Annotated in this window: 12 protein-coding genes; 6 read left to right on the forward strand and 6 right to left on the reverse strand. The window is 48.4% G+C overall.

From position 1 onward, the window contains the following. Positions 1 to 49: 49 nt before the first annotated feature. The 6 genes from rimJ to G7083_RS00565 form a co-directional block, all read right to left on the reverse strand. Positions 50 to 658 carry a ribosomal protein S5-alanine N-acetyltransferase gene (rimJ, locus tag G7083_RS00540; RefSeq protein WP_166013079.1) on the reverse strand — a complete coding sequence of 203 codons (609 nt, stop codon included), beginning with the start codon at positions 656 to 658 and terminating at the stop codon, positions 50 to 52. Next, positions 658 to 2,199: a transcriptional regulator TyrR gene (gene tyrR, locus G7083_RS00545; protein WP_166013080.1), complete on the reverse strand. Its 1,542-nt coding sequence runs from the start codon at positions 2,197 to 2,199 to the stop codon at positions 658 to 660. The genes rimJ and tyrR overlap by 1 nt, the downstream gene beginning before the upstream one ends. 111 nt (positions 2,200 to 2,310) lie before the next feature. Next, entirely contained in the window at positions 2,311 to 3,345 is a 1,035-nt protein-coding gene (locus G7083_RS00550; protein WP_166013081.1) for a TIGR01620 family protein, read from the reverse strand. Then, on the reverse strand, positions 3,342 to 4,715 hold the full coding sequence (locus tag G7083_RS00555; RefSeq protein ID WP_166013082.1) for a YcjX family protein: 1,374 nt from the start codon (positions 4,713 to 4,715) through the stop codon (positions 3,342 to 3,344). The genes G7083_RS00550 and G7083_RS00555 overlap by 4 nt, the downstream gene beginning before the upstream one ends. 150 nt (positions 4,716 to 4,865) lie before the next feature. After that, the gene (locus G7083_RS00560; RefSeq protein ID WP_166013083.1) at positions 4,866 to 5,051 is read right to left on the reverse strand and encodes a hypothetical protein; all 186 of its coding nucleotides are present in this window, start codon (positions 5,049 to 5,051) and stop codon (positions 4,866 to 4,868) included. 198 nt (positions 5,052 to 5,249) lie between these two features. After that, positions 5,250 to 6,767 carry a fumarate hydratase gene (locus G7083_RS00565; protein WP_166013084.1) on the reverse strand — a complete coding sequence of 506 codons (1,518 nt, stop codon included), beginning with the start codon at positions 6,765 to 6,767 and terminating at the stop codon, positions 5,250 to 5,252. A gap of 173 nt (positions 6,768 to 6,940) precedes the next feature. Between G7083_RS00565 and pabB the strand changes: the two genes are divergently transcribed. From pabB to G7083_RS00595, 6 genes are all read left to right on the forward strand, one after another. After that, positions 6,941 to 8,317, forward strand: coding sequence for an aminodeoxychorismate synthase component 1 (pabB, locus tag G7083_RS00570; protein WP_166013085.1), 1,377 nt, complete (start codon positions 6,941 to 6,943; stop codon positions 8,315 to 8,317). Between the two features lie 41 nt (positions 8,318 to 8,358). Continuing rightward, the gene (locus G7083_RS00575; RefSeq protein WP_166013086.1) at positions 8,359 to 8,967 is read left to right on the forward strand and encodes a CoA pyrophosphatase; all 609 of its coding nucleotides are present in this window, start codon (positions 8,359 to 8,361) and stop codon (positions 8,965 to 8,967) included. Positions 8,968 to 9,269: 302 nt separating this feature from the next. Continuing rightward, a complete protein-coding gene (locus G7083_RS00580) occupies positions 9,270 to 10,523 on the forward strand; it encodes an aromatic amino acid transport family protein (protein ID WP_166013087.1) in 1,254 nt (417 codons plus the stop codon). Positions 10,524 to 10,612: 89 nt separating this feature from the next. Beyond that, entirely contained in the window at positions 10,613 to 11,974 is a 1,362-nt protein-coding gene (locus G7083_RS00585) for an L-serine ammonia-lyase (protein ID WP_166013088.1), read from the forward strand. 192 nt (positions 11,975 to 12,166) lie between these two features. Next, a complete protein-coding gene (locus G7083_RS00590; protein ID WP_166013089.1) occupies positions 12,167 to 13,354 on the forward strand; it encodes an efflux RND transporter periplasmic adaptor subunit in 1,188 nt (395 codons plus the stop codon). Continuing rightward, on the forward strand, positions 13,354 to 15,312 hold the full coding sequence (locus G7083_RS00595; protein ID WP_166013090.1) for a MacB family efflux pump subunit: 1,959 nt from the start codon (positions 13,354 to 13,356) through the stop codon (positions 15,310 to 15,312). The genes G7083_RS00590 and G7083_RS00595 overlap by 1 nt, the downstream gene beginning before the upstream one ends. The last annotated feature ends 153 nt before the right edge of the window (positions 15,313 to 15,465 follow it).

The following is a 15,465-nucleotide window of genomic DNA, read 5'->3' on the forward strand; positions in this document are numbered from 1 at the left end:
CAAGCCACGCTGGCTTACTGGTCAATAATTGGTGAGAAAGATAAGCCGATTATGCTTGCCAATTAGGGTTGATCAGTGACATCAGATTATGATCTTGCCACTGGCCGTTAATCAGTAAGTAATCTTTAGCGTGCCCTTCTGGCATAAAACCCACTCGTTGTAACACCTGTTCACTGCGCTGATTGTGTGGCATATACGCGGCCATTATGCGGTGTAAATTATGTTGTTCAAACATCGCTTGGCAAGCCATGCTTAATGCGCGCGTCATAATGCCTTTACCTTGCGCATCATACGCTAATGAGTAACCCACATGGCAGGCGTGGAATGGAAAGCGGATCAGGTTATTAAATGAGATAGTGCCTAGCATCACATCACGCTTGGCATCAAAAATCAGCAGATAGTAAGCCAGTTTCATTTTATGCAATTCATGCAGTTTCAGCAGACGCTGTAACCAACCGGCAACCGTAAAAAATTCAGGGTCACGCTGTGGCTCCCACTTCATTAAGTGCAGGCGATTAGCCACAAAATAGTCGCATACTCGTCTCGCATCGGCAATCTGCGCGCAGCGCACAACGATTTCGCCATCGGTTTGGTAAAAATCCGCGTCTAGCGGATAACCGCTAGCGTCAGTTTGATCGCGAGTACTGGTGTGGTTCATCAGCGCTTCCTGATCCCATAATCTCTCAATTTATTGGCAATCGAAGTGTGCGACACATTGAGTCGTTTGGCCAATTTACGGCTAGAAGGGAAAGCTTGGAACAGACGATCCAACACCTGCGATTCGTATTCCTTCATGATGTCATCGAGCGAGCCATCAAGGTTAAGGCTGGACGCGGCGCTTACCGTATCGATTTGCGGCAAGTGGAACGGCTCAATGCCGAGCACTTCCCCCTCAATTTCAGTTAAGGCACGCAGCACCATATTATCCAATTGGCGCATATTGCCCGGCCACGGATATTGGCTCAGTTTATCCAACAGATCGGTGCTCAATGTCGGCTTCAGCATGCCAAGTTTCGCACAATGCTTAGTGATAAAGAGCTCCAGCAGCGACTGTACATCACTTGGTCGTTCACGCAGCGCGGGTATTCGTAGCGTCAAGACATTGAGCCGATAAAACAAATCGGCGCGGAAATGGCCAGATTCGGCTAAATCCGCTAAATGATAACGTGTGGCAGCGATCACTCGTACATCGACATGCATTTCGTGCTCTTCACCAACTCGGCGGAAGGTCCCATCTTGCAAAAAGCGCAGGAGCTTAATTTGTAAATGTGGACTCATTTCACCGATTTCATCGAGAAATACTGTGCCACCATTGGCTTGTTCAAAGATGCCTTTATGGCCTTGCTGATGATTAAACGATCCCGGCGCATGACCAAACAGTTCGGTTTCAGCGACATCATCGGGCATTGAAGCACAGCTCAATACCAAAAACGGCGCATTAGCACGAGCCGAGCGGTTATGGCACGCTTTCGCCAGCATCTCTTTGCCAGTGCCGGTTTCGCCCTCAATCAGCAACGGCTCATCGAGCATCGCCAATTTCTTGGCTTGACTGATCAAACTTTTATGTCGATTGGAAACACCGACAAAATGCTCAAAGCCTAAGTGATTTTGCAGCGAAAGAGTGCTCGTAGTAGGCAAGCCAGCCGTGGCAGAGCGTAATATCATCATCGCACTGGCTAAAGTGGATTGTTTGGAATCGCCACAAATGTAGACCGGCATGATCTCCATAATATAGTCGAGCCCCTCGATCACCACTTCTTCACGCAGGCGAGCCTTACTGCCTTCAAACCAGCGCACAAAGTTAAACGCGGGGGTCAATGCCGATATGTGCTGACCAAGCATACTGGCCTCTTCACGATTAAAGAGTTCGGCAGCAGCATGGTTAGCCATATCCACCGCCCCTTTAAGATTGATCGCCAACACAGCATCGGGCAGGTTGTTGAGCAGTGAGATCAACTCCGTATTGTGCCGTTCAATCGGCATAAACTGAATTTTCCGGACATCTTTCACTCCCGGAATACGGCGAATTTCAGCCATTAGTTCGCTAAAGCTTTCAAAATCAAGGTCAGGACAATTGAGGTAAATAATCCCGATCACATCAATTTCAATTCCGCGGAGATCGATACTCTTAGAGGCCAAAATATCTAATAACTCGCGGGTTAGACCAAGGCGGTCTTCACATAGGACTTCAAGGCGCACGGTGCTAGGATCCTGTTTGAAGTGTCACGAAAAGTTGACAGTAGTGTCGCCTAAGGCTGCTGAGGCGTCAAGCAATCCCTGCCAACTGAGTGTAGATTAAACACGCGCGGTCTATTTAGTGATCAATGCGGCGACTTTACTGATCACTTGTTTGCGCACCGCGCTCAATTTAAGCTGTCGTTCTGCATGCCAAGGCAGTGGACGCAGTAAACCCACGGCTTTAATCCCCAAACGTGCGGTCAAAATACCCACCCCAACCCCTTGTCCAGCGCGCACAGAAACCCGTTTCGCCACATCCATTGAAAACAGCTCAATACTGGCTTCAACCGCCAGCTCACTCGCTCCGGCTAAGGCCATGTTGAGCAACACCGCTTTAAACAGTTTGATCCGCGACCAATAACCCAGCTCCACCCCATAGATGTGTGCTAATTGATCAATCATTGAAAAATTACGCCAAGCCACTAACAGCATATCCGCGATCGCCAACGGGCTAATCGCCACTAATGCTGCCGCTTCCGTAGCATAACGAGTAACAATTTGACTGGCTTGTTGATCTTGTTCTGCCACCACCAAAGCATCATATAAATCGATGATCTCTGCATCACTGTGGCTACTGTGGAGCGAGTTTTGCCAAGCCAGATAACCGGACTGATTTACAACCCCCTGTTTGGCAAGCTGTTGGCAGAATGCTTGCCCTTGCCCCACCCCATCTTGCTTAATCAAAGCTTCTGCTTGCTGCTGGACACTGAAATGTTGCGCTAAACGGCGCAGCTTCCACAGCTCTTTGCCGATCGCGCCAATACCACATGCCGCTAACACGCTCACCAGACTAGTCCAACCTAAACTGAGCCAATCGCCACTATTTATGGCGAGCAATAATGTGTCGACGGCCTGCCATGCCACCAATCCACTGAATGCCCCCAATAGGCCACCCGCCAGCCATTTGCGGCCTTTGCGTGGGCGAATAATCGTTTCGATTTGTGCAGCGAACTCTTCGCCCGGTTCTGCAACCGGCATAGGCACAAATTTTTGTTGGGCATCGAATTGTTGCTGAGCATCGAATGGTTGTTGAGTGGTAAAAGTCGGGATTTCGACACGGCCTTGCAACGGCTCACTAAAAATCTGTTTGGTTTTGAGATCGCTCATCGCAGTTTATCTCCAATCAAAATATCCAGCGCTTTATCGATCCGGATGTGTGGACATGGTTCATCACTGGCGATGGTGAGTGGCCGAAAGGCGCTGAAATCAAAGGCTGGCCGCTGCCAGTACTCCGGTGCAGGCAGTTTGCTCGGCACCTCACCGGGAAATAATGTGAGCGGTTGTCCCTCAAGGCTTACGCCTTGGATCGCCGCCATTTTGCGATCGCCTTGCATGATGTAACCCGCCTCAGTGGTACGTACCGCCGCCATACTGATGCAGTTCATCTCAATATTTTCATAAGCGGTGTTTTGCCATGCCGGATGGATCATCTGCTGCAGTAATGCGACTAAATTGACATGCTGCTCAGGTGTGACATGGTCAGCTTTAGTGGCAGCAAACAGTATTTTATCAATTTTCGGCGCGAATAAGCGGCGCAAGACTCCACTACGTCCATAACGAAAACTTTGCATGATTTGCTCAAGTGCGCGGCGCATATCTAAAAATGACTCATGCCCTGCATTGAGAGGTGAAAGACAGTCCACTAGTACAATTTGTCGATCAAACGTTGCAAAATAGTGCTTATAAAAAGCTTTCACCACTTTATGCTGATACTGCTGATAACGCGCTTGCAATAGCGCATAGTAACTCTGTTTGCTCGCCGGCTGTGGAGCATTAAGACACGGAAAAAACTGTAGCACAGGCGCGCCCGCTAGCTCGCCGGGGAGCACGAATCGCCCTGGTTGTACCCAATGCAGGCCATTGGCTTTACATTGATGTAGGTAATCGGTGTACAACGCGGCAATATCTGCCAAGGTTTGCTCATTGGCTTCTTGGCTAACATCGAGCTGCTCAACCGCTTGACACCAAGGCGCGGCGAGCTGCTTACGTAAACCGTGCAGCGCATTGAATTGCTGCGCCGACCAAGTGGCATAATCCATATCCAGTAGCGGTAAATCGAGTAACCACTCCCCAGGATAATCAATAATATCCAGATACAGCGTGCTGGTGCGGGTGAAGAGTTTTTTGCTGCGCTTTTTCGGCTGGTACTTAATCGCTAAGCGAATTTCACTCACATCTCGCGTAGGCTCTGGCCACTGTGCCGGATTCGCTTGCAGTTGTGCCATCGCTTCATCATACGCAAAACGCGGGACCATCATGTTGCTTTGCGGCACACGCTTCGCGCCAATCACTCGTCGTTCGCGAGTGGCTGATAACAAAGGCAAATTGTGATGGGTTGCCGTATGCAGCAATTGATTGACTAACGATGTAATAAACGCGGTTTTACCTGCACGGGAAAGCCCTGTCACGGCCAGACGAACATGAGAATCGAGGCCACGATGAATAAAATCGCTCACCTCTTGACGAACTCGCTGCATGGCTAACTCCAAATGAGGCTTGAACCAGCTCAATCAATGCCGTACTGATCAAGCTGGCTCAAAGATAAGTGGCGGGCTAAGATTGCTCTTTCTGATCGTCTCTACACGGATTCGGCGCGACTAAAGTTGGACAGAGACGAACCATCAAGATTAGTCTTGTTCAATCAGTTTATAGATCGCAAATAGGGCAATTTCGAGCAACACAAATAAGCCACAAGTAATGGTGACGTATTTGTCATTGAAAATGCTGATGCCGTTAAAAATAAGATCAGTACCAACAAAAAAGACAATTACCAGCGCAATAATGATTTGTAGGATCTGGATAAAACGAGGCATTTATAACTCCTTAGGGATCAAGAATAAGTTGATTGTATACCGAAACCCGTTGGTATTGTAGGTCGACAACACCGCCGTCGTTTCAATTAGCAACAGAATGCCAAGCAGAAAATACCAAGAAGAAAATCATAGTAAAAAGGTGCAACCAATGTTGCACCTGAGTGATTGTTTGCCAACGGTTTAGATGTCAATCTTCCGTTAGTGGGCCGCTTGCGCGATTTTGACTCGCCAAGTATCAGGGCCAATTTGATGTGCATTAGCACCACGCGAATCGACAGCGACAGTCACGGGCATATCTTCAACCTCAAATTCGTAGATCGCTTCCATGCCGAGATCTTCAAATGCGACCACACGCGCTTGCTTAATCGCTTTCGCGACTAAATAAGCCGCACCACCGACCGCCATCAAATACACCGCTTTGTGCTTTTTAATCGATTCAACGGTCGCTGGGCCACGTTCCGCTTTACCAATCATGCCCATCACGCCGACTTCTTCGAGCATCATATCGGTGAATTTATCCATCCGGGTTGAGGTGGTCGGGCCAGCAGGGCCAACCACTTCATCACGTACCGCATCGACAGGGCCAACGTAGTAGATAAACTTACCTTTCAGATCGACCCCTTCCGGCAATTTTTCCCCTTGTTGCAACATGGTTTGAATGCGCTTATGCGCCGCATCACGCCCAGTTAAAATCTTACCTGACAGCAATACGGTTTCACCGGTTTTCCATGTTTGGATCTCTTCACGGGTAATGGTGTCAAGGTTGACTCGGCGCGTATTGGCCCCCGCCTGCCAAGTGATTTGTGGCCAATCTTCCAATTTTGGCGGAGTGAGCTTCGCAGGACCATTGCCATCTAAAGTGAAATGCACATGACGGGTAGCCGCACAGTTGGGGATCATACAGACGGGTTTTGAAGCGGCGTGAGTCGGCGCCGATTTAATTTTCACATCCACGACTGTGGTTAAGCCACCTAAACCTTGCGCGCCAATGCCAAGTCGGTTGACACGGTTGAAAATATCTAAACGCAGTGCTTCTTCGGCATTTTGTGGACCACGTTCAATCAGCTCATCAATATCGATATCTTCCATTAATGCTTGCTTAGCCAATACCGCGGCTTTCTCAGCGGTACCACCAATCCCAATCCCAAGCATACCCGGAGGACACCAGCCCGCGCCCATCAAGGGCACGGTTTTTTCCACCCATTCGGCAATATCATCGGATGGATTGAGCATCACCATCTTGGTTTTATTTTCACTACCGCCCCCTTTAGCGGCAATTTGGATCTCGACTTTATCACCGGGCACCATAGTAATGTGCACTACCGCTGGAGTATTGTCTTTGGTGTTAATTCGTTTACCAGCGGGATCCATCAATACCGAAGCGCGCAGTGGATTATCTGGATTGGTGTAGGCTTGGTGCACCCCTTCATCAATCATTTGCTGCACCGTCATATCGGTCGAATCCCACTGCACCTGCATACCAATATTCACAAAGCAAGTGACGATCCCGGTATCTTGGCAAATCGGTCGATGCCCTTCTGCAGACATGCGCGAGTTAATTAAAATTTGAGCAATAGAATCTTTTGCCGCTTGGCTTTGTTCACGTTGGTAGGCTTTTTCTAGGGCTTGTACAAAGTCTAATGGGTGATAGTAGGAGATGTACTGCAGCGCATCAGCAACACTGCTGATCACATCTTGCTTGCGTATTACCGTCATTGCTTGCCTCGTTATTACGTTCTTCCATGTACTGCCGCTTAGGCAAGTCTTCGCTTCCAATTCGAAAATGACGCTGACTCGCTAAGTAGCAGCTTTGTATGAGATTTTTATGATACTCTTGCTTTTTCCGCGATGCCACGCAATCAACGACAGCTCTGTCACAAATTACGCAAATGAATAGCCAACAAATACCGCCAATTGAATACAAACATTTAACTTATCAAGCTGATATTGCTAAACAATTTTTTACAGCGATTGAACAGCAACCTTGGGCAATGCTGCTGCGTTCTGCCTCTACCACTCACGGTGATAGTCGGTTTGATATTTTGGTTGCCAATCCGCTGGCAACGCTGACGACCTTAGGTGAATTCACCGAAATCATCGCACCAGATGGCGTGACATCATCGACCGATGATCCCTTCACGGTGTTGGCGCACACTCAGCAGCAATATCTCCCCAACTTGAACCATTCTACCCCACTGCCGTTTGTTGGTGGTGCGCTGGGGTATTTCGCATATGATCTGGGGCGACGAGTCGAAACTCTTCCGAGCTTAGCGAAGCAAGATATTGCCATGCCCGATATGGCGGTAGGCATCTACTCTTGGGCGCTGGTGGTCGATCATCAGCAACAGACCGCACAATTAGTTGGTGAACAGGTGGAATCAGCTTGGGCTTGGCTAAATCAGCAGCGCGACAACCATCACACCATCACCAGCGATTTTGCCCTCACCTCGCCATGGCAAGCCAATATGAGTTACGCCGCCTACCAAGCAAAATTTGACCAAGTTCAGCACTATTTACGCTCTGGTGACTGCTATCAAATCAACCTTGCGCAACGTTTTCAAGCCAGTTACACCGGCAGTGAATGGCAAGCGTACTTGAAGTTGGAAGCGGGCAATCAAGCGCCCTACTCCGCCTTTTTACGCCTTCCTCAAGGGGCAATTTTAAGTGTTTCGCCTGAACGTTTTTTGCAACTGGTCGATCGGGTGATTGAAACCAAACCGATCAAAGGCACTCGTCCTCGCAGTGATGATCCACGCCAAGATGCGGCATTCATGCACGAGTTAGCCAACGCCGAAAAAGATCAAGCTGAAAATCTGATGATTGTCGATCTATTGCGCAATGATATTGGCAGAGTGGCGACACCGGGCAGCGTGCAAGTACCAAAGCTATTTGCTATCGAAAGCTTCCCGGCGGTGCACCATTTGGTCAGTACGATTCGTGCCACGCTAGATACCCCTTATCAAGCCGCCGATTTGCTGCGTGCTTGCTTTCCGGGGGGATCGATTACGGGGGCACCCAAAGTGCGAGCGATGCAAATCATTGAAGAGTTAGAGCCGCAGCGCCGCAGCGCTTATTGTGGTTCGATTGGCTATCTAAGTCGGCACGGCAGCATGGATACCAGTATCACTATCCGCACCTTAGTCGCTTATCAGCAGCAGTTGTATGCTTGGGCGGGCGGAGGTTTAGTGGCCGATAGTCAAGCGGAAGCGGAATACCAAGAAACGCTGGATAAACTGAGCCGAATTTTGCCAACGTTAGCGGGTTAATCAAGCGTATTATAATCCTAAAAGACGAGCAGAGGTCTAGAGTGCATATCATCAGCCGCCATCAATTTATCCAACAATTTCAGATGCATTTGCCTGTGCCTTATCATCCACAGAGCTTATTAAGAGTCGCGCATTTGATGCCCGATTCACTGCGTCAAGCGGCGGTATTAATTGCTGTGGTCGAGCGGCCACACGGCTTGCAAGTGATTTTGACCAAACGCGCGGCACATTTAAAACATCATCCTGGGCAGATCAGTTTCCCAGGCGGCAAATATGAACCGAGCGACCTCTCGTTACAACACACCGCACAGCGCGAAGCCTATGAAGAAATTGGCCTTCCGTCACACAAAATCCATATCTTGGGTCAGCTACCCAGCTTAGTGACCGTGAGCCGCTTTGCGGTCACGCCGATATTGGCATGGATTGACGCTGACTACTCAGTCAAGCGGGATCACAACGAAGTCGATGAAGTGTTTGAAGTGCCGCTTGATTTTTTACTGGATCCGCAAAATCTGTATAGCGATCGGTTTGCACTAAAAAATCACCGTCATCGGGTGTTTGCTCTCCCCTATAAACAGCATTTTATATGGGGTATGACCGCGCAAATCATCCAATCCCTGCAAAAACAAATTTTTCATCATCATCAGTGAATCGAGGTCGTCGCTTTAAACACGATCATCACGCCTAGAATAAGATTAGAAAATCTAACCCAAGCCATGAGCAATCGATTGCCAAACCGCCCAATGAGAATCCCCGCTGGCAAGATAAATAAAACTAATCCATCGGATTAACATATTTCACATGTGGCACGCCAATTTCGTGATCAAAAATAGATTTTTGCATTAAGTTTTAATAACTGTAATTATTCATGATTTAGATCTGATTTTCTGATGTGAAAAATGTGCAAAATGCGCTCCAACTTATTTCCTGTTCCCCAAATGAGTAAAAACATATGAATACTGCAACAGTGGCTACTTCTACAGCACGTTCTGCTAGTAAGTGGACCTACAAAGATTTCACCTGGGCACTGTCCCTATTTGGTACTGCGGTTGGTGCCGGTGTGCTATTTCTACCGATCAAAGCCGGTGCGGGTGGTTTCTGGCCATTAGTTATCCTTGCATTAATTGCTGCGCCAATGACGTGGTTTGCGCATAAGTCTTTAGCTCGTTTTGTACTCTCCGCCAAAAATCCAGAGGCTGACATTACTGACACGGTCGAAGAGCACTTTGGTAAAGCGGGCGCGAACCTGATCACTTTCGCTTACTTTTTTGCTATCTACCCTATCGTATTGATTTACGGTGTAGGTATCACCAATACCGTTGATTCATTTCTGGTTAACCAAATCGGTATGGCATCGATCCCGCGTTGGTTGTTATCAGGCTCACTGATTGTGGCGATGACGGCTGGGGTGGTATTTGGTAAAGAGTTGATGCTGAAAGCCACTTCTGCCATGGTTTATCCACTGGTATTCATTCTGTTAGCACTCTCTTTCTATCTGATCCCAGATTGGAATATGTCGATGATCGAAGTCGCGCCTGACTGGTCAGCAATGCCGGCTATCGTATGGCTTGCGATCCCAATCATCGTGTTCTCCTTCAACCACAGCCCTATCATTTCTCAGTTCTCTAAAGAGCAGCGCCAACAGTTTGGTGATAATGCAGTGAAAAAAACCGACATGATCACTGGCGGTGCCGCCATGATGCTGATGGGTTTTGTGATGTTATTTGTATTCTCAGTCGTACTGTCACTCTCTCCAGAGCAACTAGCAATGGCCAAAGAGCAAAACATTTCGGTGTTGTCTTACCTTGCTAACGCTCACGCCTCACCCATCATCTCTTACTTAGGCCCAATCGTGGCATTTGCGGCGATCACTTCAAGCTACTTTGGTCACTTCCTTGGTGCACATGAAGGTTTGGTCGGTTTGGTAAAATCACGCAGCAATATGCCAATCAACAAGATTGAAAAACTGTCACTGGGTTTCATCGTGATCACTACTTGGATGGTGGCTATAATTAACCCAAGCATCTTAGGCATGATCGAAACCATGGGTGCGCCAATGATTGCAGCAATCCTGTTCTTACTGCCTGTGTTTGCAATGCACAAAGTGCCGGCGATGGCGAAGTTCAAGACTTCCGCACCCGTGCAGATTTTTACCGTTATTTGTGGCTTGGCTGCGATTAGTTCGGTAGTCTACGGCGCTCTTTAATCTCAACCGCTACGGCTGAGCTTAAAACACAAAAATAACTATACCAAAAGCCTCCCTGATCTCGGGGGGCTTCGTTTTGAGGCAATCAAATGATTAGTGTATTTGATATCTATAAAATCGGTGTTGGCCCTTCCAGTTCACACACAGTTGGGCCAATGAAAGCGGGTAAAGAGTTTATTGACGAACTTCGCTCAATGGGAAAATTGCGCGACGTGACTAAAATCACCGTGGACGTTTATGGATCGCTATCACTGACAGGGAAAGGTCACCATACCGATATCGCTATCATCATGGGTCTGGCAGGCAACACGCCAGAAAAAGTGGATATCGATGCGATCCCAAGCTTTATCGCTCGGGTTACAGAAACTGAACGTCTTCCTGTTGGTATGCACTGTCATACCGTCTCGTTTCCTCGTGAAGGTGGGATGAATTTCCACCGCACCAATCTGCCATTGCATGAAAATGGGATGCAGATCCACGCTTGGATTAACGATGAAAACATCTTCAGCAAAACTTACTACTCGATTGGTGGTGGTTTTATTGTTGATGAAGAACACTTTGGTAAAGAGAGTGAATCTCTGATCCAAGTACCCTATGCGTTCCGCTCAGCCGAAGAACTACTTAACCAGTGTCAACAACATGGTCTTTCGATCAGCACGCTGGTGATGGCCAATGAAAAAGCCATGCATTCCGACGAAGAAGTGCGCACCTATTTTGCTAACATCTGGCGCACCATGCGTGAGTGTATGGAGCGCGGGATGAATACCGAAGGTATTTTACCTGGGCCTTTGCGGGTACCTCGCCGTGCCGCCGCACTACGCCAACAACTGCTGACCTCAGAAAAAACCACCAACGATCCAATGGCGGTTGTGGACTGGGTGAACATGTATGCGTTTGCAGTTAACGAAGAAAACGCCGCGGGTGGCCGAGTGGTTACCGCACCAACCAACGGTGCCTGTGGCATTATTCCTGCGGTGCTGGCTTACTACGACAAATTTATCCAAACCGTGACCGAGAAAGATTACATCCGTTACTTTGCAGCTTCCGGTGCCGTTGGTGGTTTGTACAAGCGTAATGCTTCAATCTCTGGTGCGGAAGTCGGCTGCCAAGGTGAAGTCGGCGTCGCTTGCTCGATGGCGGCGGCGGGTCTTGCCGAACTATTAGGTGCCAGCCCTGAACAAGTGTGTATGGCTGCGGAAATTGCCATGGAACATAACCTGGGTTTGACTTGTGATCCAGTCGCAGGACAAGTACAAGTTCCCTGTATCGAGCGTAACGGGATTGCGGCAGTCAAAGCCATCAACGCAACTCGCATGGCGCTGCGTCGCTCTTCTGCGCCGCGCGTGTCGCTGGATAAAGTGATTGAAACCATGCTTGAAACTGGCAAAGACATGAACGCCAAATACCGTGAAACCTCGCAAGGTGGTTTGGCGATCAAAGTGATCTGCTAATCCTCATCAGACAACACGTTAACTCTTATCATGACCAAAACCCGATGCACTTGCATTGGGTTTTTTATTTCGGCTCGTTTCGCTTTACGTATCTTTACCTAGTTTTACGCGCACCCATCTTGTTTAACCGCAGTAGATATTGATAAATAACCGCATCTTTTTTAACGCTTATTATTGGCGGTGTGCGGCATCATGTCTCAACATAAACTCAACCCAAAACTGATCGGATTCATCGTACTCGCGAGTGTCATCGTGAGCGTAAGCTACTTTGTTTATCCGCGTGAAACGCCACCAAGTTTTGCGACTCAAGCGGTACAGCGCGGCAATATTGAATACAGTGTACTCGCAACAGGTATGGTACAAGCATCTAAACTGGTCGCCATCGGAGCACAAGTCTCAGGCCAGATTGAAACTCTGGCCGTAGCACTCGGCGATGAGATCAAGCAAGGTGATATCGTGGCACAAATCGATAGCCTCACTCAGCAAAACAATCTCAAAAAAGCCAATGCTTCACTCAATAGCCTAAATGCGCAAATTCGTGCCAAACAAGCGCTGATCAAGCAAGCGCAATCCGAATTTATGCGCCAAAAAGGTATGTTATCGGCCAATGCCAGCTCCAAAGCAGATTATGAGGCGGCAGAAACGACGCTGGCCGTTTACCTCGCGGAATTAGAACAACTCAACGCAGAATTAGAGCAAGCCAAGATCGCCGTTGATAGTGCCAAGCTCGATTTAGGCTACACCACCATTCAAGCACCATTAGACGGCACCGTAGTTTATACTGCGGTGGAAGAAGGGCAAACTGTCAACGCCAATCAAACCACGCCGACCATTATTGAGCTGGCTCAACTCGAAAAAATGACCATCAAAGCGCAAATTTCTGAGGCGGATATTATTCATGTCCAACCAGGACTTCCGGTCTATTTCACCATTCTGGGTAACGCCAATCAACGTTATCACAGCACGTTGCGCGCGATTGAACCAGGCCCAACCTTGATGGATGGTAATGATAAAGATCTTGCGGTCAGTAATGATCAAGCGATTTATTACCACGGCTTATTTGAAGTCGACAATCCAGATCGTACCTTACGGATTGGCATGACCGCTCAGGTCTCCGTCGTATTAAATAAAGCCGAAAATGTTCTACTCGTTCCGGCTCAAGTATTAATCCGCCAACCAGGTAGAGCCGCTCGCTATCAAGTTCCAGTGTTAAACGATGGTAAGCAAGTGATGCGTGATGTGACTGTGGGGATTAACAACAAAGTCAGTGCTGAAATCACCTCGGGGTTACAAGAAGGCGATCAAATTATTCTTGGTATTCCACGCCAAAACTCAGGGTCAGCGAGCCCTCGAATGGGACCTGCGGGGATGCGTTTCTAATGTCACAAGCCTTACTCGATTTGCGCGGTGTTAACCGCCTCTTCACCACCGGAGAAGAGACGCTCTGCGTGCTCAATAATGTCAATTTAACCATTCAACGCGGTGAGATGGTGGCGATTGTCGGTGCCTCTGGCTCAGGTAAATCCACCTTAATGAATATTCTTGGCTGTCTCGATCAACCGAGCAACGGGGAATACTGGGTTAATGGCCACAATACCGCACAGCTCAATTCCGATCAGTTGGCTCAACTACGCCGTGAATATTTTGGGTTTATCTTCCAACGCTATCACTTATTGGGAGATTTGACTGCACTGGGCAATGTAGAAATTCCGGCGATTTATGCCGGACTGGATAAATCATCCCGTCAGCAGCGTGCCACTACCCTACTCAGCCGCTTAGGTTTAGCCGATCGTTTGGAGCATAAACCGAATCAGTTAAGCGGTGGTCAGCAACAGCGTGTATCGGTGGCACGCGCTTTGATTAATGGTGGCGATGTGATCTTGGCCGATGAACCCACCGGCGCATTAGACAGCAAAAGTAGCTCAGAAATGATGGCGTTACTGCAAGAGCTGCATCAATTAGGCCATACCATCATTATCGTGACCCATGATATGGAGATTGCTCAATATGCGGATCGGATCATTGAAATCAAAGATGGTCAGATCCTGAGCGATACCACTCATCACTCATCTCAATTAGCCAATAAACCAGAAACGATCGAAACCCGCTCGCGATCCAGTACGGTTGGCGCAGGTCGCAAGTTATTGGGGGATTTAACCGAAGCGCTAAAAATGGCGCTGCTGGCCATGTCTAATCATCGCTTACGCACCTTTCTCACCATGCTGGGGATTATTATTGGTATTGCCTCGGTCGTTTCAGTGGTCGCACTGGGCAACGGTTCACAAAAATCGATTCTCGATAGCATCGCCTCAATGGGAACCAACACCATTGATGTGATGCCCGGCAGTGGTTTTGGCGACCGGCGCTCGGCACGGGTGCGCACTTTAACCGCCGCTGACGCGCAAGCGATCGCCAATTTATCCTTTGTGGATAGCGTGACCCCTACGCTAGCCAATTCAGTCACCATCAAATACACCAATCAAGCCGTGACCGCTTCCGTTCAAGGCGTGGGAGCAGATTTTTTCCGAGTTCGCGGCTATCAATTGACCGAGGGGCAATATTGGGATCAAACCAGTGTTGATAGCTTAGCTCAGGAAGCGGTGATTGATCACAACACGCGTAACGTGCTGTTTACCAATCAAAACCCGATCGGGCAAGTGATTTTTGCTGGCAACTTACCAATTCGAATTATTGGTGTCACCCAAGCCAAGGAGAGCGCATTTGGTAATAGTGACTCGCTCAATATTTGGCTCCCCTACACCACGGTCAGCGCACGCATGGTCGGCAAAAATTATTTGGATCGCATTTCGATACGCGTCAATGACGACACCGCCAGTAATGCCGCTGAGCAAGCGATTATCTCACTGTTGAAAATGCGCCACGGAACGCAAGATTTCTTTACCGTCAATACCGATACCATTCAGCAAAACATCCAAAAAACCACCGCCACTATGACGCTATTAATTTCAGCTATCGCACTGATTTCGTTGGTTGTCGGCGGCATTGGGGTAATGAATATCATGTTGGTCTCGGTCACCGAGCGCACACGAGAAATTGGCATCCGCATGGCGGTCGGTGCCAGACAAAATGACATTTTACGCCAATTTTTGATTGAAGTGGTGTTGGTCTGTTTGTGTGGTGGGGTCATCGGGATTGGGCTGGCTTATCTGCTCGGAACACTGTTCGCCAGTTTAGGCAGCAATTTTAGCATGATCTACTCGAATACCTCGATTGTCTCTGCATTCTTATGCTCGACCTTGATCGGCGTGGTATTTGGCTATATGCCCGCACGCAACGCCGCTCAACTCAATCCGATCGATGCCTTGGCACGCGAGTAGATTAGCGGTCATAGTGCTGTTGGCCAGAGCTGACTGACGAGCAAAGACGATAAGATTGGCAACAATTGTGCGTTCAAACCACATTAAAGGTTGAAGCTAGCAAATTGACAGGTAATATGTTCGGTTGAATCTGTAAAACTCTCGACCACCCAA

Origin of the sequence: Vibrio sp. HDW18, from assembly GCF_011306175.1 — a bacterium.
Taxonomy (GTDB): domain Bacteria; phylum Pseudomonadota; class Gammaproteobacteria; order Enterobacterales; family Vibrionaceae; genus Vibrio; species Vibrio chanodichtyis.

Bases quoted from the DNA above. Each gene is read 5' to 3' on its own strand.
- rimJ (WP_166013079.1), bottom strand. From the start codon at position 658: ATGAACCACACCAGTACTCGCGATCAAACTGACGCTAGCGGTTATCCG.
- G7083_RS00550 (WP_166013081.1), bottom strand. From the start codon at position 3,345: ATGAGCGATCTCAAAACCAAACAGATTTTTAGTGAGCCGTTGCAAGGC.
- G7083_RS00555 (WP_166013082.1), bottom strand. From the start codon at position 4,715: ATGCAGCGAGTTCGTCAAGAGGTGAGCGATTTTATTCATCGTGGCCTC.
- G7083_RS00560 (WP_166013083.1), bottom strand. From the start codon at position 5,051: ATGCCTCGTTTTATCCAGATCCTACAAATCATTATTGCGCTGGTAATT.
- G7083_RS00565 (WP_166013084.1), bottom strand. From the start codon at position 6,767: ATGACGGTAATACGCAAGCAAGATGTGATCAGCAGTGTTGCTGATGCG.
- pabB (WP_166013085.1), top strand. From the start codon at position 6,941: ATGAATAGCCAACAAATACCGCCAATTGAATACAAACATTTAACTTAT.
- G7083_RS00580 (WP_166013087.1), top strand. From the start codon at position 9,270: ATGAATACTGCAACAGTGGCTACTTCTACAGCACGTTCTGCTAGTAAG.
- G7083_RS00585 (WP_166013088.1), top strand. From the start codon at position 10,613: ATGATTAGTGTATTTGATATCTATAAAATCGGTGTTGGCCCTTCCAGT.
- G7083_RS00590 (WP_166013089.1), top strand. From the start codon at position 12,167: ATGTCTCAACATAAACTCAACCCAAAACTGATCGGATTCATCGTACTC.
- G7083_RS00595 (WP_166013090.1), top strand. From the start codon at position 13,354: ATGTCACAAGCCTTACTCGATTTGCGCGGTGTTAACCGCCTCTTCACC.